Origin of the sequence: Flavobacterium myungsuense (assembly GCF_042677265.1) — a bacterium.
GTDB lineage: Bacteria > Bacteroidota > Bacteroidia > Flavobacteriales > Flavobacteriaceae > Flavobacterium > Flavobacterium myungsuense.
Genome location: NZ_JBHTIZ010000013.1, coordinates 1 through 18,871 on the forward strand (window position 1 = coordinate 1; position 18,871 = coordinate 18,871).

Annotated in this window: 23 protein-coding genes and 1 tRNA gene; 15 read left to right on the forward strand and 9 right to left on the reverse strand. The window is 32.0% G+C overall.

Features of this window, described 5'->3' with window-relative positions; translation table 11 throughout:
• Positions 1-507: 507 nt before the first annotated feature.
• Positions 508-1,182, reverse strand: a complete 675-nt coding sequence (locus tag ACFQ0S_RS05245; protein WP_379756812.1) for a DUF4294 domain-containing protein — start codon at positions 1,180-1,182, stop codon at positions 508-510.
• 84 nt (positions 1,183-1,266) lie between these two features.
• Here ACFQ0S_RS05245 and ACFQ0S_RS05250 point away from each other — a divergent pair, with 84 nt between their 5' ends.
• The 12 genes from ACFQ0S_RS05250 to ACFQ0S_RS05305 all read left to right on the forward strand — a co-directional run bounded on the left by ACFQ0S_RS05250 (position 1,267) and on the right by ACFQ0S_RS05305 (position 6,943).
• Positions 1,267-2,355 (forward strand): M42 family metallopeptidase, encoded by a 1,089-nt coding sequence (locus ACFQ0S_RS05250; RefSeq protein WP_379756809.1) that lies wholly within the window; start codon positions 1,267-1,269, stop codon positions 2,353-2,355.
• Positions 2,356-2,439: 84 nt separating this feature from the next.
• Positions 2,440-2,658, forward strand: a complete 219-nt coding sequence (locus ACFQ0S_RS05255; RefSeq protein WP_379756807.1) for a hypothetical protein — start codon at positions 2,440-2,442, stop codon at positions 2,656-2,658.
• 29 nt (positions 2,659-2,687) lie between these two features.
• On the forward strand, positions 2,688-2,831 hold the full coding sequence (locus ACFQ0S_RS05260) for an SsrA-binding protein (protein WP_379756804.1): 144 nt from the start codon (positions 2,688-2,690) through the stop codon (positions 2,829-2,831).
• An 84-nt stretch (positions 2,832-2,915) separates the two neighbouring features.
• Positions 2,916-2,989 (forward strand) — tRNA-Arg (locus ACFQ0S_RS05265).
• Between the two features lie 162 nt (positions 2,990-3,151).
• The gene (locus ACFQ0S_RS05270) at positions 3,152-4,015 is read left to right on the forward strand and encodes a hypothetical protein (protein ID WP_379756801.1); all 864 of its coding nucleotides are present in this window, start codon (positions 3,152-3,154) and stop codon (positions 4,013-4,015) included.
• Between the two features lie 147 nt (positions 4,016-4,162).
• Positions 4,163-4,378, forward strand: coding sequence for a hypothetical protein (locus ACFQ0S_RS05275; RefSeq protein ID WP_379756799.1), 216 nt, complete (start codon positions 4,163-4,165; stop codon positions 4,376-4,378).
• A 148-nt stretch (positions 4,379-4,526) separates the two neighbouring features.
• Positions 4,527-4,946, forward strand: a complete 420-nt coding sequence (locus ACFQ0S_RS05280; protein ID WP_379756796.1) for a hypothetical protein — start codon at positions 4,527-4,529, stop codon at positions 4,944-4,946.
• An 87-nt stretch (positions 4,947-5,033) separates the two neighbouring features.
• Positions 5,034-5,402, forward strand: a complete 369-nt coding sequence (locus tag ACFQ0S_RS05285; RefSeq protein ID WP_379756793.1) for a hypothetical protein — start codon at positions 5,034-5,036, stop codon at positions 5,400-5,402.
• Positions 5,399-5,593 (forward strand): hypothetical protein, encoded by a 195-nt coding sequence (locus ACFQ0S_RS05290; protein WP_379756790.1) that lies wholly within the window; start codon positions 5,399-5,401, stop codon positions 5,591-5,593. Before ACFQ0S_RS05285 ends, ACFQ0S_RS05290 begins: the two co-directional genes overlap by 4 nt.
• Entirely contained in the window at positions 5,568-5,774 is a 207-nt protein-coding gene (locus ACFQ0S_RS05295; RefSeq protein WP_379756787.1) for a hypothetical protein, read from the forward strand. The genes ACFQ0S_RS05290 and ACFQ0S_RS05295 overlap by 26 nt, the downstream gene beginning before the upstream one ends.
• A 121-nt stretch (positions 5,775-5,895) precedes the next feature.
• Positions 5,896-6,513 (forward strand): recombinase family protein, encoded by a 618-nt coding sequence (locus ACFQ0S_RS05300; RefSeq protein WP_379756783.1) that lies wholly within the window; start codon positions 5,896-5,898, stop codon positions 6,511-6,513.
• Positions 6,503-6,943 carry a hypothetical protein gene (locus ACFQ0S_RS05305; RefSeq protein WP_379756780.1) on the forward strand — a complete coding sequence of 147 codons (441 nt, stop codon included), beginning with the start codon at positions 6,503-6,505 and terminating at the stop codon, positions 6,941-6,943. Before ACFQ0S_RS05300 ends, ACFQ0S_RS05305 begins: the two co-directional genes overlap by 11 nt.
• Before the next feature lie 99 nt (positions 6,944-7,042).
• Here ACFQ0S_RS05305 and ACFQ0S_RS05310 read toward each other — a convergent pair whose 3' ends face one another.
• The 8 genes from ACFQ0S_RS05310 to ACFQ0S_RS05345 all read right to left on the reverse strand — a co-directional run bounded on the left by ACFQ0S_RS05310 (position 7,043) and on the right by ACFQ0S_RS05345 (position 16,571).
• Positions 7,043-7,468, reverse strand: a complete 426-nt coding sequence (locus tag ACFQ0S_RS05310) for a hypothetical protein (RefSeq protein WP_379756778.1) — start codon at positions 7,466-7,468, stop codon at positions 7,043-7,045.
• Between the two features lie 2 nt (positions 7,469-7,470).
• The gene (locus tag ACFQ0S_RS05315) at positions 7,471-10,668 is read right to left on the reverse strand and encodes a type I restriction endonuclease subunit R (protein WP_379756776.1); all 3,198 of its coding nucleotides are present in this window, start codon (positions 10,666-10,668) and stop codon (positions 7,471-7,473) included.
• A 3-nt stretch (positions 10,669-10,671) separates the two neighbouring features.
• Complete coding sequence (locus tag ACFQ0S_RS05320) at positions 10,672-11,268, reverse strand: mobile mystery protein B (RefSeq protein ID WP_379756773.1); 597 nt, start codon at positions 11,266-11,268, stop codon at positions 10,672-10,674.
• Entirely contained in the window at positions 11,259-11,723 is a 465-nt protein-coding gene (locus ACFQ0S_RS05325) for a mobile mystery protein A (RefSeq protein WP_379756771.1), read from the reverse strand. Before ACFQ0S_RS05325 ends, ACFQ0S_RS05320 begins: the two co-directional genes overlap by 10 nt.
• Before the next feature lie 83 nt (positions 11,724-11,806).
• Positions 11,807-12,457, reverse strand: a complete 651-nt coding sequence (locus ACFQ0S_RS05330) for a hypothetical protein (protein ID WP_379756768.1) — start codon at positions 12,455-12,457, stop codon at positions 11,807-11,809.
• Positions 12,454-13,614, reverse strand: coding sequence for a restriction endonuclease subunit S (locus ACFQ0S_RS05335; RefSeq protein ID WP_379756765.1), 1,161 nt, complete (start codon positions 13,612-13,614; stop codon positions 12,454-12,456). Before ACFQ0S_RS05335 ends, ACFQ0S_RS05330 begins: the two co-directional genes overlap by 4 nt.
• Positions 13,611-15,644, reverse strand: coding sequence for a type I restriction-modification system subunit M (locus ACFQ0S_RS05340; RefSeq protein ID WP_379756762.1), 2,034 nt, complete (start codon positions 15,642-15,644; stop codon positions 13,611-13,613). The genes ACFQ0S_RS05335 and ACFQ0S_RS05340 overlap by 4 nt, the downstream gene beginning before the upstream one ends.
• A gap of 36 nt (positions 15,645-15,680) precedes the next feature.
• A complete protein-coding gene (locus ACFQ0S_RS05345) occupies positions 15,681-16,571 on the reverse strand; it encodes a helix-turn-helix transcriptional regulator (RefSeq protein WP_379756760.1) in 891 nt (296 codons plus the stop codon).
• Between the two features lie 109 nt (positions 16,572-16,680).
• Here ACFQ0S_RS05345 and ACFQ0S_RS05350 point away from each other — a divergent pair, with 109 nt between their 5' ends.
• The 3 genes from ACFQ0S_RS05350 (at position 16,681) to ACFQ0S_RS05360 (ending at position 18,691) form a co-directional block, all read left to right on the forward strand.
• Complete coding sequence (locus tag ACFQ0S_RS05350) at positions 16,681-17,256, forward strand: DUF4468 domain-containing protein (protein WP_379756757.1); 576 nt, start codon at positions 16,681-16,683, stop codon at positions 17,254-17,256.
• A 284-nt stretch (positions 17,257-17,540) separates the two neighbouring features.
• Entirely contained in the window at positions 17,541-18,158 is a 618-nt protein-coding gene (locus ACFQ0S_RS05355) for a hypothetical protein (RefSeq protein WP_379756754.1), read from the forward strand.
• A gap of 77 nt (positions 18,159-18,235) precedes the next feature.
• The gene (locus tag ACFQ0S_RS05360) at positions 18,236-18,691 is read left to right on the forward strand and encodes a hypothetical protein (RefSeq protein WP_379756752.1); all 456 of its coding nucleotides are present in this window, start codon (positions 18,236-18,238) and stop codon (positions 18,689-18,691) included.
• Positions 18,692-18,871: the final 180 nt, after the last annotated feature.

The following is an 18,871-nucleotide window of genomic DNA, read 5'->3' on the forward strand; positions in this document are numbered from 1 at the left end:
TTCAATATGTCTAGGAACGTGTTCTTCTTCTTAATAACGCTTTCATTCTCAAAGCGGGTGCAAAAGTAAGCATTCTTTTATATCTAACAAGCTTTTTGAAATAATTTTTTGATTTTATTTTCTTTTGTCTCGTTTTCAGTATTTTATAAGAACATCCCTCTTTCGCGGGGTGCAAAGATAAACACTTATCTTACTTTTTTCCAAAACTTTCTTACCCTTTTTTTTACTTTTTTTATAAATCGTTGGACATGTGCGGGTTGTCAATTTTAAAATTTGCTTACAAAGGCGCAATGTTTTTTTTATGAGTTAATAAAAATAGCTCGAAAAGGCGCTAAGACGCAAAGTTCATCAGGAAAACAAACTAACAAAGTACAAAAAGTTATTCAAATGTGCTTTTGAAATCAAATGCTAATAGCCCTGATAGAAGTGAAAATCCTTTTTTTTGCTTCTTTAGCAAGAAAAAGATTGTAACGGATAGCAGGAAGTAGCTCCTTGAAAAAATGAGATTTAATTTTTATTCAATGCTTTTTGCTCCCAAAAATCGGATAAATCATCATAACTGACTGGGTTTTTAGATTCTTGTTTGATTAATCTTCCGCTATTGAATGCTCTAAAGAGAATAGTTTCAATAAGATAATCTTCGTTAACTTCGTATGGAGAATAAGGTGTTTTGAGATTTATGTCGAATACTTTTGCAGTTGTGTTAGACCAAAATGCTTTCCAACCGCTTTTATAATCTTTAATTAATTCATAAGTTGTAAAACCCGTTTGACGGTGAATGAGCTTCACTAATATTTGCCCTTGCTTGCGAGATAACTTTTTTAATTGTTCGGTAAATTCATTCTCCATATAATCTTCAACAATTTTGAAGTACTTTCTTTTTTCTTTACTGGTTTTCAACTTGTCCATAGTATTATTGATAGCTACTAATCGTACTGAAGCAATTCTTGCATAAGGATATGTCTTATAGACTCTGTTTCGCAATAATAAGTATTGCTTTTTACTTTCTGGATCTAGTTTCTCTTTAAGGATTAAGATTTCTTCAAGCTGAATGGGTTCACTTAATAAGGTGTCGCTTTCTTTAAGCTGATACCCCATTTTAACAGTATCTTTTTCTGATATTTGTGATTGAACTGAAATTGATACTAAAAGAAAAAAGAAAAAAGAAATTATAATCTTCATAAACGAGAAAAATTAATTGATAAAATTATACATTATATATGCAAGTGTAATGCCAAATTTATAAATTAGCAAAAAAAAATACGTATGAGTTCAGAATCTATATTAAAAAAGTCTTCAATAACTTTTTTGGAAAACTATTTAAACAATGCATCACCTACCGGTTATGAAGCTGAAGGTCAAAAATTATGGATGGAATACATAAAACCTTATGTTGACACTTTTATTACCGATACTTATGGCACAGCCGTTGGTGTTATTAATCCTGAAGCTCCTTATAAAGTAGTCATTGAAGGTCATTCTGACGAAATTGCATGGTATGTAAATTATATTACTGATGATGGATTGGTGTATGTAATTAGAAATGGAGGTTCTGATCATCAAATAGCACCTTCGAAACGTGTAAATATTCATACTAAAAATGGAATCGTAAAAGGTGTTTTTGGGTGGCCTGCTATTCATACTAGAAATAGAGACAAAGAAGAAAACCCAAAAATCAGTAATATTTTTATTGATTTAGGGTGCGAATCTAAGGAACAGGTTGAAAAAATGGGAGTTCATGTAGGCTGTGTGATAACTTACCCTGATGAATTTATGATTATGAACGAAAACAAATTTGTTTGTCGTGCTATAGACAATCGTATGGGCGGATTTATGATTGCCGAAGTAGCTCGATTATTACATGAAAATAATATTAAACTTCCTTTTGGTTTATACATTACCAACTCAGTGCAAGAAGAAGTTGGTTTGCGCGGGGCTGAAATGATAACTCAAACCATTAAGCCAAATGTTGCCATAATAACTGATGTTTGCCATGACTCTTCAACACCAATGATTGAAAAGAAAATTGAAGGAGACACAAAAATAGGTCGTGGCCCTGTTGTTACATACGCTCCAGCGGTTCAGAATAATTTAAGAGAATTAATATTGAATACTGCTGTAGAGAAAGGAATTCCTTTTCAACGACTAGCTTCTTCTAGAGTTACAGGAACTGACACTGATGCTTTCGCCTATAGCAATGGCGGAGTAGCATCGGCACTAATTTCGTTACCATTACGTTATATGCATACAACCGTAGAAATGGTGCATCGTGATGACGTTGAAAATGTCATTAAACTAATCTACGAAACACTATTGAAAATTGAAAACGAGGAAACTTTTTCGTATTTCAAATAAAATCAATTACTTAAAACGAGTGTTTCTAGCTAAAAATTATCTTTTTTATTGATTATCGAAATACTTTATATAACAAAAAAAGCAATGTCAAAAGGAATTTACACAGGTATAATAGAAAAGGATGCAAACGGAAATTACCATTGCGGAGAATTTCTTTTAGATTATCAAATGGTTTCTAAAGGGTTCAATTTAGGTGACAAAATCACTATTAAAACAACCATAGTAAATCCAAGTGATAAATCGTTTGCCGAATACCCAAAAAAATCTAGAAATTTTGCGTTGTTTAATAATAAGCCCGATTAGTATTATAATATATTAAAAACTAGAATTGTATGTTTAAAATTATTGCTAAAGCTAACAAATTTATTTTACCTAGTTTTTCTAAACAACAATTGGATATAAGCAAAGCTACGAAATGGCAAATGGCAATTATTAGTTGGAGATATTTTATAACAACCAGAGCGTTAGAGGAGTAAAATAGATTAAAATCTAAAATATATTTTATTTGAATTTAGATTTGCAGATTTACCAAAATTACTTATATTTGCACCCACAAAAAAGGCCTCGTGGCGCAACTGAATAGCGCACTTGATTACGGCTCAAGAGGTTACTGGTTTGAATCCAGTCGAGGTCACAAAACATCATCCCGAAACACTTGATATACAAGGTTTCGGGATTTTTTATTATGTTTGTGTGGCTATTTTGTGTCCTTTATCATAACTGTTGCCAATTTAAACAAATAACATTATCAAAATATAAAAAATAAAAAATAATTGTATCAACTTAAAATATAGATATGTTTGACCTTCCTGAGGAAACTTTAAAATTATACAATGCTAGTAAAAACGATTTTGAAAATCTACTAAATACAATTCAACAAGATTGTAAAAAAATTAAAATAGATTTTTTGTCAAAAGAGTTCTACGCTATAAAACCAAAGGCTGAAATAAATGATTGTTATAGTTTTTTTTTACAATTTACACCGTATCTAAATCAACTTATTTTTTTTTCAAACGATGACGAGGTAATTTCTAAATTAAAAAAATATGGTTTTAATTATTCCTCTTTAAAGTGGATGATTAACATAAATGAAATTGAATCCGAAATTAGAAGATTAGAAAAAATAGAAGGTTTACTTATTTTTCCTGAAGTTTACCTCTCATCTTGCATAATCTATGTTAGTTCAAAATTTCAATTAGATGCATTTGAGAATTTTATTGGTAATGTAAATCACAACGGATTATTTACTAACAAACTTTATGTTGATTCGATTAACAGATTTAGAAGAAGGAATTACAACCAAATTAACAATTCAAAACCATATAAAGACGAATTTGAGTATTTAATGAATGAACAATTTGATTTGTTGGAAAACAAAGCAATCGAAAATGGAGAAGAAAAATCAAAAGCATCAAAATTTGTTTTAAAAACATTAAATGGAAATAGCGGAAATATTAATGAATTATTTCAATTTTCAACAAGTGGTATTAGTCAATCAAGCGTCTATTATGAACTTTTCCCTTTGCTAAAACTAATTTTAAAAGAAAAAAAATATAAAAGCGAGGAAGAATTTTACGAAAATAATAATGAAGCTAATTATAACAACAAATATCGTCTTTACAAAATATCCAAAGTAAGAGATTTTTTCAATTTAAAATAATTAAAAATCGATATGATAATAATTACTTATCCTGACCAAAATTGGTCAGGATTTTTTTTTGGTAAAAAAACCGCTCACTTTTTAATTTGCACATTTTATTTATTTACACCGGCGAAATAACTAAAATAAATAATTAAAAAAAACATTATGAAGACAGAAAAAATAGAACTCCGAACACTTTGGACAGTAAAAGAAACAGCAATCTATCTTAGAAAGTCAGTGAAGACAATAAGAAGGCGTCTTAAATGTGACCGCATCAAAGGATTTAAGGAAGGTAAAAATGGGAACATATTAATTTATGCGGATACAGTTACAGAGGAAAACCTTAATTCTGCCAAAGCAAAATTTAAAAATAATCTTTAATAAAATGACTGAATTTATATTCACGGAGAGAATCTCCAATATATCCTCTCTCCAATTAGACATTAATAATATCAGAAGACCTCTTTTTGAAAAGACATTCAGATATTCCTCAAACGGTCAGAAGTTCATACTAACCGATGTTCAATTTATGAAATACAAAAGAAATCGTATTCTTGAAAAGTTTAACTCAATGTACAGTTCGATTGACTATACTTGGTTGGAAATAGGATTTGATTTTAGCGTTAATACAAGAGTCTCGGAGATATTACTTAAACTAAAGAGAAATTTGACTAAAATCGGTGTACCAATGGCAGGTTATATTTGGTTAATCGATAAAGGCGACTTGCACGGTATTATGCACTTTCATCTAATTGTAGCGATACCAAGATTAGATTTAAAAGGAAAGACATTACCTGATTGTTTAAAACTGAAATTTAAGAACAAAAAAATCCACAGTTCATTCGTGACCAATAAACCAAAAATGATTGATTATTTACTGAAAAAAGAAATTTATTTCATCGGTAAAAGAAAACGAGTTTACGGTAAGAGTCGAAATATAAAAGTATAAAGAAATAAAAGCAACCTCTTTAAACAGTAATGATAAGGTTTTGCTTAATTAACAAAACAAATATTAACATCTTAAAAACATTTTACAATGCTAGACAACCCAACAAAAACAAGGCTTTGCCCATTTTCAAATACATTTTTTGAAGCCAAACGACAGAACCAGATTTATCGGTCAAAATTTGACCGTATTTCGGCTAATAACGAGCGAAATAATTCGCTTCGTCGAAAGTTAAATTCTGTAAACAAAGAATTATTAAAAAGTTATAAAGTTGCCGATGATTTATTAGGCGATAAAATCGAGGTTATAGTGAATAAACATTTTATGCGAGGAAGAGGATTTTCGTTCCAGATGTTTACAAACGTTGTTAATCAAGATGATGAAATTGTATACGGTCTTTACGATATTACGTTCAAGAAAATAAACGATGATGAATATTTAATAAGAAGAAAAAAATGATAGATATAGATTTACAAAATTTAAAAATACTACCGACCGACCACATAGCTCTAAAAGATTATGATTATGCCGTCGGTGTAGATAAGGAAAACAAAATATTAAGCAATGCCATTTTAGGAATCATAGCAGTTGGACTTACAGTATTAATTTATTACATTATAATCGATGCAGAATCAAGAAAAAAAAGGTAGTGTTAATGTGCCCAACATTAAACAAATGGTAAAAGACGAACTCTATAAAAGCAAATATGTAAAAACTGCAATATATGTTTTTGGGGGCGTTCTCGGATTGTTTGCATTAGGTTTTGTTTTCAAAGCAGTCAACTACACTGCCTACAATTTCAAAAACCTAAATGCCACACTTAAACGATAATTTTAGGGTACACCCCGTGATGTGAATGGAAAATGAAGTAACCAAGAAACTTTTAACAACAAAAACAGCCAATTTTAAACAATATTAGGGTGTATTATACCCGAACCATACGATGTGCAAAATGAATATACTTTATACAAGAATTTCGACAATTGAACAAAAGAACAACAGACAAGTTCAAAATGCCAAAGAGTTTGATTATGTTATTGAAGACAAATGTTCAGGTGCAACACCATTTTTTGAGAGAGATGGTGGGAAACGAATTAAAAAGATGATTGCCAAAAGTCAAATAACGAAAGTCACTGTTCATCAGATTGACCGTTTGGGTAGAAATCTTTTAGATATTCTAAATACAATTGACTTCTTCAATAAGAAAGGTATATGTATAAATTTCATACAGCAGGGTATTAAAACACTCAACGATGACGGAACTGAAAATCCAATATCTAAAATGATAATTTCGGTACTCGGTGTTGTAGCAGAAATGGAACGTAACCTCATTAGAGAACGTCAGGCAGAAGGTATAGCGATAGCAAAAGCAAATGGAGTTTACAAGGGTCGTGTTTTAGGAACTAAAGAGTCTAATTTAGATTTCTTAAATAAACCAAAAGTAAAACTTGCCATAGAATTTTTAAACAGGGGAAAGAAAAGTGTTGAAGTGCAAAAATTAACTCTATTACACCGCAACACGATAACAAAAATAAAAAAACTTAATAAGTTATTAAACAATGAAAAGTAACTTCAAATTAGGCGAAATTTTATGTGAAAGATGCAGTTTAAAAAAACCTGCTAACCAACGTTACTACTATGTAGTTATACAAGAAGAAACTGATGATAAGTATTTGGTAATACAAACTATCAATTCAAATTCTTTGTATGCTTCGGGTACATCAATAAATCCAACTCATCCTGAAGATGATTTGGTAGTTACAGAATTAAAAGCCTCATATCTACTTCATCAAGAAATTACAGTTGTAGATTCTATAGTCAATGAACCTGTTGTTTCTAATGCTATAGGGTATGAAGGAAATAATAGAATTATAATGTTCACACCTGTCAATGATGATTTGATTGGAAATGTTTATTACGAAGTAAAAAGCCAAAAAAAATCAACTGTTTCGGGTTATTTATATTGCGAATTTTATCGAAAAGAAAAATTTATCAAATAAAAAATATTTTTATTCAGAATACCATCTGAATTTCTTACACAAAATCAGAATTTATTTTTTGATTTTTAAAACAAAAAACTTCAAAATCACTTAAAATTATCACATAGTTTTAAAAGTGAACTTCATATTTTTATTAATTTTTTTCATCAAAACTAATTCTACTTTATTTATAGATTTTCCAAATTTTTCATTTTGAATTTCTAATAACCTTATGTTAATAAGTGCTAACTCTCTGCTGTAAATTAAATTATAGATATTTTTTTTATTTGAAAGTTTTGAATGGGAATACTTGTCGAAACCTACTAATTTATTAAGAAATTTTAAATCTTTGTTGTCAAATAAATCAAAGTCTATCTTTTTCGCAAATTGACTTATGTTAATTAAAATAACTTTTATATTATCAATTAATTTTTCATTAGTACTAAATACACTAATTTCTAAATAATCAAGTTTAGTAATTTCATAAATACTGTCAATTGAAATAATTATTTTTTCAATTAACTCATAGTTTTCTTCCTTTTTCATAATTAAGCTACTTTACAATAATTTGCATACCTCGTTTTAAAATAATCAAATAATATTTCTGTTTTTACTACCCTATCTCCATCACTGAATGTCGGAAAAGGTAATTTCGTATATAAGTGGTCATTGATAGCTTTCTTAACAGCCGATGCCGTTTGTGTTTTCTCTGACCAGTACTCTACTTTAAACTCATTATTTTTGAGATGTTCTAATAACTTTCTTGCGGTATCTTTTACCTCAACTTTTTCCTTGTCAGTGATTTTTTTATCTCGGTTCAGCATATCGAAAACCGTTAATTCGTCTTCGTCTAACAATTCTCGTTCGGCACGCTTTTCTTCTTCTGATAAATCTCCTAACAATAATATCAGGGCATCAAACAACTCTTTGACCGTAGCATATTCTTTACCATTATTGTAGTTCTCAATGATTTCTTGATAACGCTCGTAAAAATCAATTCGTAGCGGATTCTGGTCAAGCAGACGATTCATTTTCTTAGCTACACGGTCTTTTAGCGATTGTACTGCAATATTTTTGTTGCCATCAATTTTCAAAAATTCCTCTTCAATTTTCCTGAAGTCTAAACCACTCAAATCTATTTTTTGACCATAGCCTTCCACGTGTTCCATAACCATATTCAAACTCTCGATAGATTGGTTCACAACATACTGAACTCGGGAAACAATATGAGTAACATTAGCTTCGTCAATCTTATCATTCATTAACGAATACAAGGCATTTATAGCATCTCGTTTGTCCTTATATTCATAAATTGAGTTATCAGGCATTAAAGCTTTATACTTCTTAAAAACCTCTCTTGCTAAAATTCCAAATTTATTTCGGGTTTCGTCATTTTTGCAAAGTACGTTATAGCCCTGTTCTATGTATTTAATTTTGTATAAATTATCTTCAGCATTGATGATTGAAAGTAGCTTAAACTTACACTCATCATCCAAAAATAATTCAGTGGCTTGAATCGTTTCATCTAAGTCAGCAATCAGTTCTTCTAATGGTCGAACAGGAACATCGTCTGTTCCGTTTGGTGTTCCTTTACTTCCGCTATCTCCATAAATGGCTAAGGCTTCCAGCAATGCCTTGTAGGTTTCTATATAGTCAACAATAAGACCGTTGTTTTTATCTTCGTGGACACGATTAGCCCTAGCTATGGTTTGCATCAAAGTATGAGATTTCATTGGCTTATCTAAATACAAAGTCGATAAACTCTTAACATCAAATCCAGTAACCCACATCGCCGTCACTATCGCTAGCCTAAATGGGTGGTTTTCCGCCTTGAAATCTTCTTCAAGGTTGCGAGTATTCATTTTCAAACGGTGCGGTTCTATATCCAATCCCCACGCTTCAAACTTGTCTATCTCGTTCTGTTCGTGACTGACCACAACACTAATTTCGGTTTCCCTTGCCCAATCCCATTCTCGCTGTTGCGAAAGTTGCTCCTGCAAATCTTCAATTTTTTCAATTTCCTTTTTACGAGTTTCCAAATAGACAGCCCATTCTTCAGAAATCAAATCATACATTTTTACAACCGTTACCTTATCCATAGCAACAAACATAGCTTTGCCTTTGTAACCTCTTCCGTTGAAATGCGAAACCACATCTTTAGCGATTGCTCGTAATCGCTTTTCTGCTGTTAAAATTGGATATTCTCTTGCGAAAAGTTTCTTGAGTTTTGCTTGTTGGTCATCGTCTAAATCTTCTTGTTCAATGGCTTCTCGAATTTGGTCATTGATTATCGGATTGTCTAACCGCAACTTCTCGCCTCTGTTTTCATAATACAACGGTACGGTTGCGCCATCTTCTATTGACCTTTTAAAATCATATTTGGAAACATACTCTCCAAATATTCTTCGGGTTATTTCATCGTCTTTAAATAAAGGTGTTCCTGTAAATCCAATAAACGAAGCATTTGGTAACGCTTTTCGCATATTCATTGCTAATGAACCACCTTGTGTTCTGTGAGATTCATCTGACAAAACGATAATATTATCCCGTAAAGTAATAACCTCATTAAAGTTGAATTTATGAATTAACGAAAAAATATAGCGTTGGTCGGTCTTCAATAATTCTTTTAAATGCCCTCCACTTGTGGCTTTTACATTCAAATCCTGAACTGCTCCAACTCCTGTGAAAGTCTTGTATATTTGGGTGTCTAATTCGTTTCTATCTGTTACCAAAAGAAAAGTATAACCACCACCTAAAGCCCGTAATATCTTTTGGCAAAGAAAAACCATAGAGTAACTCTTACCACTTCCTTGCGTATGCCAGAAAACCCCTAATTTCTGCGCATTCTCTTTTGAAATCAATCCATTTTTGGCTTGTTCTTGAACGGAAACAAAATGTTCTACTGCCTTGTTTACACCAATAAACTGATGGTTTCTTGCAATCAATTTTACAATAGAACCGATGGAATTATCAAACAGCACAAAGTTCTCGAACAAATCCATTATTCGGTTTTTCTCGCAAACTCCTTTTAGAATTCCATCTAAACTGATAATACCTTCTTGCTCTTCGGTGATACGTTTCCAATCGTGGAAATGTTCATATTTAGAAGTGATTGCTCCTATTTTACTTTCAAAACCATTACTTAAAATAATAAAAGCGTTGGTGTGAAACATTTTAGGAATGGTCTGCTTGTAATCTTTTAAATTGGTTTCAAAAGCTACTTTAATTTTGCGGTGGTGTGCTTTGAGTTCAATGAACAACAACGGAATACCATTTACAAAGCCAACAATATCAGGACGCTTTCTGCGCTTCGATTTTCCTTCAACCCATAATTGTTGTACCGCAAGAAAGTTGTTGTTTTCTATGGTGTCAAAATCAAAAACCTTTATTTTCTTGTTGCGGATAATTTCGTTTTTTTCATTCTTATACGTAACAGGAATACCTTCTTTCAAGAAGTTGTGTTTCTCAAAGTTTAAATCGGATAAACTCTTTGTCGCATCATCACTATTTATTATTTCATAAGCCAATTCATAAGCCTGAACAGGTAGGTTTGGATTCAGTTTTTGGATTGCCTCCAAGAACCTGTTTTTTAGTAAAACATCCGCTTCACTATGTCTTCCAATAGTTCCGTTTTCGCCAAAGGTTTCCCCTTGATATACGTTGGATATTTCCCAATGCAATTGATTTTTGAAAATATCAATACAAGTCTGTTCAATCAATTGGTCTTCTGAATAATTGTTTCCCATAGGTTATGATTTTGCAAAGACAATTAGGGGCTGAATATCATTTTTATCAGCCTTTCTAACTGCCTGTATATAGTTGCTCCTTGCTTCGGTGGCTTTTACTAAATTAGTACTGCCCCAAGAAAAGAATTTGCTGTTGTATAATTTTTCCATTATCAAATCTGCAATCAAACGAGAATGTCTTCCGTTTCCGTTGGCAAAACAATGAATACTTACCAAACGATGTTTAAAACGAATGGCAAGTTCTTCCGAATCGTATGTTTTGTTTTCCTGCCAAAATACAGCATCGTCCAATAACTGTTTCAGTTCTATAGCTATGAGATAACTCTTGATACCTATGTTCTTTTCAGAGGTTCTAAACGTTCCTGCCCATTTCCAAACTTCGCCATACATACGCTTGTGTAGGTCTTTGATAAACTTTTCCGAAAACAATTGTTCGGCTTTTAGTTTTTTACCAAAAGTCCACTGAATTGCTTTCTCGATATTGAGTTGCTCAAATTCGTCCAATTCCTCCCGAGTGGTAATAGAAGGAATACGCAATCCTTCTTTTTCCTCCTCATCTAAAGGCGTTTGACCGTCTATATATTCAATCGTTAATCCCATAGGTATTTTGGCATTTCACTTTTAATCTCATTTGTTTTTTGAGCAATAGCTTTTTCGATGCGTTCCTTAGAGTTTTGTTGGTCTTCCAACGTCATTGTATTGTTGGTGCGCATCACTATCTCGGTGGCTAATTCTTTGGCACGTTTTCCTATCATTTGCTCTAACGATTCGTGTTTGGAAACAAAACCATATACCAATTGCATATCCATAGCATTGGCTACATCACGCAACGAGTTTAATGTAATTGTACCGTTGGCTTCTCGTTCTTCAATTTCTTTTGTGCTTTGTGGCGCAATATTTAAACGATTACCCAATTGACGTAACGACATTTTTAGTGCCGTACGAAAGGTGTTAACCCAACCTTTTGCAGGAACTACTGTTGCTTTCAAATCCTTGAAAGCCTCTAATTTCTTATCGGTTTGCTGTAAAAGCAAATACTGTTTATTGTTTTTCATAAGGCTATTACCTGAACTATTCGATACAAATTTAAGGTTATTACCTGAAATAAAAAAATATTTTTAAGGTTATAGCCTTAAATTTATCCAATGTATTTATCATACTTATAATATTCTTTTAAATTTTTATCAAAATAAGGTTTTAGTTTTTCTATTCTTTTAAAATACCTATTCCAAGTTTTATAATTATTTTCAGAGAAAAGATTGCAGTCTTGTCTTAGAAAAGAAGACCCTCGAATTTCAAATAAAATATTTCTTAATTCTTCATCTAAATATTTACCTGAGAGCAATAATTTATCAACTGTGTCAATGGTTGAAGTATTCCTTTTATTTAGGAAAAAAGTCCAATCTTCCTTCGGAAAATAAAATTTTACTTTTTCTTGAGATTGAATTTTTGATAAATGCTCTTTAAACTCTTGCTCTGTTAGCCACCAACTAAAATCAAATTTCATAACACCTGTTATGTTGTGTATAATTGTGTGGTTATTGGAAATCAAACTCATTACGTTACTTGCAATGTAGGGCATAATATGTTTTTTTTCTTCTCTTTCAACAAGGTAATTATTTAGAAAAAAGAATATATAACCTGCAATATAAGACATACATAAATTTTCAATCAGGTTATTAATTTTAACTCCATCGAGAGTAGTTTCAATCTTAAAATCAATAAAATTTATCCAAATGACTATAAGACCCAATATAAAAGCAATGAATGTTAAACCTTTTATTTTCATACATCTATCGTTCTATTCATCAATCTCGGCAACAGTATATCTCTTGCTTCTTTGAGTTTTTGGTTGTAATTCAACAGATGAATTGTTTGCTCAAGCAGTGGATATGCTTTTTTATTAAACTCATCCAATGTTTTTTCATCAGGAATTATTATTGGCTGCTCCTTCATAAACTTGTAATGTCTTGCGTAAGCATAATTTGAGAGGTCAATATTATTTATTGACAAATAAAAATAAGCGGGAAGTAAATTTTCATTTTTAGGAAACATTAATTGAGTACCATCTGCCCCTGAAACAAAAGGGAAATTTACAAATTTCACTCTTCTTGTATGGTCGCCAAAAACCACAATAGGTAGATGCAAATCTTGAACAACTTCCTCATTGTTAGTATAACCTGCAATAAATCCATTTGCTTGGTCTATAATTGGAAATTTACCTTCTAATTCATAATCGTCTGTTTTTAGTTTACCGTTACGCTTTATTGTAAGCAATTGATTTCCGATAATATCAACAGACCACCCAACAGGCAAACCACTTTCCACATCAAACGCTGTATGCTCATAATTAGCGAAACGAAAATTAACAAACCACTCTTTGTAAATATTTTGTGCCGTTTCTTCTAATAACTTAATTCGTTTAAGGTTATTTTCTATTAAATCATCAAATGAAGATAAAACACTTCCTATCTTCTTTTGAGTTTCAATATCTATAGGTACTTCAAGTTTTAATGTCATAAAATTACTTTTACTTACATTTTCTCTTCCTGAAGATGCACCTGTGTCAGCAGATTTAACTTTGTGCAAAATATTTTTCAAAGCATAGAAAACAAAGAAAGGGTCATATTTTTTTTCATCAGGAATTACAGCATTAACTGCTTGATTTATAAAAGAAAAATCATTGGTCAAAGTAATTTTTTTTCCAATACTACCTATTGTAACAACACAAGTAGAAAGTGGCGGTATTAATGAATTTATATACTTCTTGTATGCAAGTTCTGAATAATAATCTTCTGTTATTGGAGTATATCTTTGCCCGATTTCCATATCAGTAGGTTTAATAAACTTATAGTCATTGCCATAAAATTCAGGATTGCTTTTCGGAGGTGTATTGCCTGTGATAACTTTTCCTATGTCGCCGATACTAATCTGAATCCAACTCATAACCCTAATTCATTAAGGTTAATCTGAATTTGTTCTGCAAGAATAATGGCTTCGTCATTCAAACTTTGCAGTTCTACTTTTATTTCTGCCATACGCTCTTCGTAATCAAAATCTTCGTCTATTTGAGGTGCAACGCCAACATAGCGTCCTGCGGTGAGGCTGTAATCGTTGGTGGCAATTTCTTCTTTAGTAACTACTTTACATAAACCTGCAATATCAGCATACTCACTTTTCGGGAAACGGCTTACTAACCAATGGGCTTCTTTATTAAAATAAAGCACTTGGTCAAGGGTGTGGCTAAAGTCCACAAAGTCCAATTCCATCTGTTTTAATTGGTCTAAAACTTGTTTTTTCCATTCTTTTTGCTTCCGCAAATCGCCCTTTTTTCCTGCTTCTTTTACAAAAGCGTTTATGGCTTTCAAGAAGTTGATATAGGCACGTTTTCCTTTCTTTAATTGGTCGGTATTGTCCTTCGTTAAGGTCTGTAATACTGCGGTGTTGTTGTAGGTTAGTTTTGTTTTTGAAAAAGCGGTTGCTAATTGCGTAATGCTTTCAATATCATCAGCATCAAAGGTTTCGTTCCATTGGGCTAAAGTCACTTTAGGCAATAGTTTTTCAAAGGTGGTTTGAAGTCCTTTGTTGTATTTATCAGCCAAACTATTCGCTTGTGCTGTGATTTGGCTTAAATGGTCGTTAATAGTCGAGAAGTAATGCGACACAGTTTTATCAAACACTTCTCGTTTGCCTCTATACAATCCTACAACGGCTTGAATGTTGGCTAACTGCTCGGGCGTGAAATCGTGCAAATTAGAAGATACTTTGCGATAAACGTCTCTCAAGTCAAGCATCAAGGTTTGGTTGGCTCTGTGAGCATCTTTTTCTTTTTCTCTATCAAAGAACCAAAGCGTACAAGGCAAGGAACGAGTATAGAAGAATTTAGTTCCAATAGAAACCATAACATCTACCGCTCCTGTTTCTACTAATTTTTGGCGAATGTCTTTTTCTGAATGCCCTGCATCCGAAGCCGAAGAAGCCATTACAAAACCTGCTCTTCCTGTTTCATTAAGCAACGAATAAAAATATTGAATCCAAAGGTAGTTTCCGTTATCGTTTTTTGGTAAACCAAAAGGCAAACGTGGGTCTTTCTTTACGCTGTCTTTGCTTTTATCTACTCCATCCACATTAAACGGCGGATTCGCCATTATGAAATCGCATTTCCCTACCAAGTCGTGTTTGTCTTCATAAAAGGTATTTCCTTGCAAGATGCTACCTTCTAACCCGTGTATTGCCATATTCATTTTGGCTAATCGAGTATTGGTATCGGCTTTCTCTTGTCCGTAGAATGTTACTTTGTTGGATGGGTCAACACCTTCTTCCTCTTCAATAAAGTGAGCCGTTTGCACAAACATACCTGCTGAACCTACAGCAATATCGGCAACTATTCCGTGATTGGGCTGGATGATTTTTACAATCGTGTTTACTAATGATGGTGGAGTAAAAAACTCGCCACCTTCTTGCGCTCCAATCATTGCGAACTTATTCAGGAAGAACTCATAGATTCTACCGAAAACATCGCCTGAAACATCGTTTAAAGATTCGTCATTAAAAACACGAATAAGGCGTTGTAAGAGGTCTTTGTCAAAAAGGTTATATTCTTTAGGCAAAACACCTAAAAGGTTCTCATATTCGCTCTCAATATTTCGCATTGCTTCGTTGATGTATTCGCCTATGTCGGCACTATCAGGAAGATTGGCTATGGTAGTCCATTTCGCTGTTTCGTTTAGGAAAATGGCTTTGGCAGTTAGGAAGTCATTTTTTTCAATTTGTCTCACTCCACGTGTGGGATGCACAGGCAGTGATTTCTCGATTTGTTGTTTGGCAATGATAAATCGGTTGTACGCTTGACGAAGAAATATAAGTCCCAATACAGGGAAACTATATTCTGATGCGGTAAGTTTACTATTGGCTCGTAAATCGTCTGCGGTTTTCCAAAGACGTGTTTCTAATTGTTTGAGTTGTTCTGCTGTCATTTATGATTTCTTGGTTTTCAAATGTATTAAATATAACTAAATTTTGAGAGACTTTTCAGTATTTAAATAAGCAATAAAAGACTTTGAACCCTTTATTTCAAGTTCATCTTTAAATCCTTTAATTAAACTCACGATAGGCTTAGGATTATTAACATTGACTTTCAGCAAGTAAAGAGCTGTATTTTCAATTCTGGTCATATATTTTTCCAAACCCGCATTTGCTTCTTTGAAAAGAATATAAGCTCGAAGCGATAAAGTTAGTTCAACCTCAAATTTTTTACCATTGCGTTCTGTAAACCCAAAAACATCTGTTGGTTCAATTAAATGCAGATTATGAAACTCTTGTTCGTTCTCCAGTACTTCAACATCAATTATTCGTTCTAAATTAAAGTATTTTGTAATTTGACTTTCCACTTCAAAGGCACAAATAGCGTTATAACTTTCCGTAAACTGAATGGGTTCTACCAACCTATCAGAAATATTATTAGAATTAACCGAATGATACTGCTTTAAAACCACTTTCTTATTGTTTGCTATGCCAATGTTTAATTTTTCAACTAATTTGCTTAAATGGGCTTTAAATAATGCATTAGCCTGTTGAGAAATTTCAGATTTCAAATAGATTTTTTTAAGAATAGCATCTTTTAGCAAGTTTTCCTTCCCAACGGTTTTAACCATTTCTACTAAAAAGGTAGCTTCCTCGTTTGTAAAATGTTCTTCAGATTGATTTTCAGCTACTATAAAAAACTTGTTATGCTCGTCTTTTTGCACATTAAAGCCCAATTGCTTTAAAAGGTCTATGTAACGATAGGTGGTTCTTTCGGTACATTCTAAAAAAGTAGCCATAAATCGAACAGATTTTGAAGGCTTGTTTTGCAGTTGCGTAATAAGTTGCAATACTCTATAAATCTTATGCTGATTGAACATAAATTAAAATTTTGGGACAAGTTAAGTCAAAACAATAACCCTAACAATCAATTGTCTTAAGTTGTCACAAAAGTTAATGTTATTTGTTTAAATTTTAAAATTATAGAATATGAAAAAAGTATTTTTAATGGTTGTGTTTGTTGCACAATTTGGTTTTGGACAGGAAGCAGAATTTACATTTGATAACCAAAAAGGTATGACTGATTATGTTGTAGGAACGGTTGAAAATAAATCTGCATCTGAAATCTACAAAAAAGTGATAGAGTGGATAAAAGTTACTTATAAAAATCCCGATAAAGTAATATTATCTACTATTGAAAATGAGTATGTTAGATTTGAAGGGGTTTCTTCTTTATTGTATTGTATTAACTCGTTGGGTATGAAAAATTGTTACACTACAAAATATCAAATTGAAATTTCTGTTAAAGATGGAAAATACAAATTCGATTTGCTATCAATGGAATATTACATCAGTCCATCGCAATATAGTAGCGGTGGATGGAATGATGAAGCAATTTTCAACAAAAGTTCTACACCTGAGCAATTAACAGGAGTATTTAAAAAAGATGGTTCACTACGAGCAATTTTTAAACATGTTCAAGAAATACCATTATATTTCAACAATTTAAATCAATCCATTTTGGAATACATAAAGGCAGAAAGTCCTGCAAAAAGAGAGTGGTAATTAAAAAATGTTATTATTATTTAGAATAATAAATATTATATATTTGTATTTGTAAAATATCGTAACTAATAGCGTTTTGCTATATTTCTTGTCTTGAAAACCGACCAAGTATTCTAAAGGAACAAGGAAGTATTGTAAGTCGCCTCCGTCGAGGCGTAGGCTTTGCATATACTTTGTTCCAAGTTCTTGGTCGGACTTTCAAGGCAGGTATATCGTGATTGTCCTACGCCTTAGTTTTAATCAAAAACTAAAAATCTCTTTAGGGCGGGGGAAATAAAACAATTATGAAAAATTTATTTAAAAAAATTGCAATTTTAAGTGTTGCGATTATGGTGTTTGGATGTTCTAAAGATGATGCTCCATCTTCTCCATCTTCTCCATCTTGCGTATCTATTACTTGTTTAAATGGAGGAGTATCAACCGCTGACTGCGGATGTACTTGTCCTACAGGATATACAGGTGCTAATTGTGGCACTCAAGTTACTCCAACTAAAATTATTATAACTAAAATAAGAGTTACAAAATTCCCAAATTTAAAAACTGATGGTTCTTCTTGGGACTCTTGGGCGGTAAATCCATTTACAAGACCTGATATTTTTCCTGTACTGTTCAATTCAGCAGGAACTACTGTTTTATATGAAGGAACACCTGCAATACAAGATTCGTTTAGTTATGGAACTGACACTTTTGATTTTATTCCATCTACCCCAATTCAGATTACTAATACTACTTCTTCATATAATCTTTATTTATTTGACGAGGATTCTTCTTCAGCACAAGAAATAATGGGTGGGTTTAATTTACCTCTGTACACATCAACAACAGGATTCCCAACTTCAATTACCTTAGGTCAATCAACTGATATTGTTAGGTTTGAATTAACAGTATATTACGTTTGGTAATTAACATATATTAAAATAATTTATTTAATCAAATACTAATAAACATTTCTTTTAAAGAGAAATAAACTAAATTAACTATGAAAAATTTATTTAAAAAAATTGCGATTTTAAGTATTGCGATGATGGTCTTTGGATGTTCTGAAGATGGTGCTACAGGAGCTAACGGAGCTAATGGCATTAATGGTACTAATGGTACTAATGGTAATGATGGTAATGCAAATGTTTTTGGTGCAACTAACGTGACTACTACATCTGCTTCGTGGACTCCTTCAGGTTCAGGAACTTTTTGGAATACAACTATACAAATACCAGAAATAACACAAGCCGTATATGATAAAGGAAATGTTAGTGTTTTTAAAAAGTATAATGGTGGTATTTGGAATACTTTGCCTTACTCATATAATAATGAGTCTTGGAATTACGGATTTTTTGTTGGAGGTGTCAATATCTTTTGCGTGAGTAATAGCGGAAAAGCTATTAACAATCCAGACGCACAAACTTTTAGATTTGTTATTATTAACGCTTCAAATTAGGATGGCAAACCCTAACAAAAATTAGAATAATTGTGACGAAGTAAAAACCACGTTGAAATAAATGATTAGTTAACTTCTTAAATCAGGCTTAATAGCCTGATTTTTTTATAAAAGCTTGAACTTAAATAAATAGATTTTAACCATCTTGTCTGTAACCATATATTATTTTACTAAATAGGT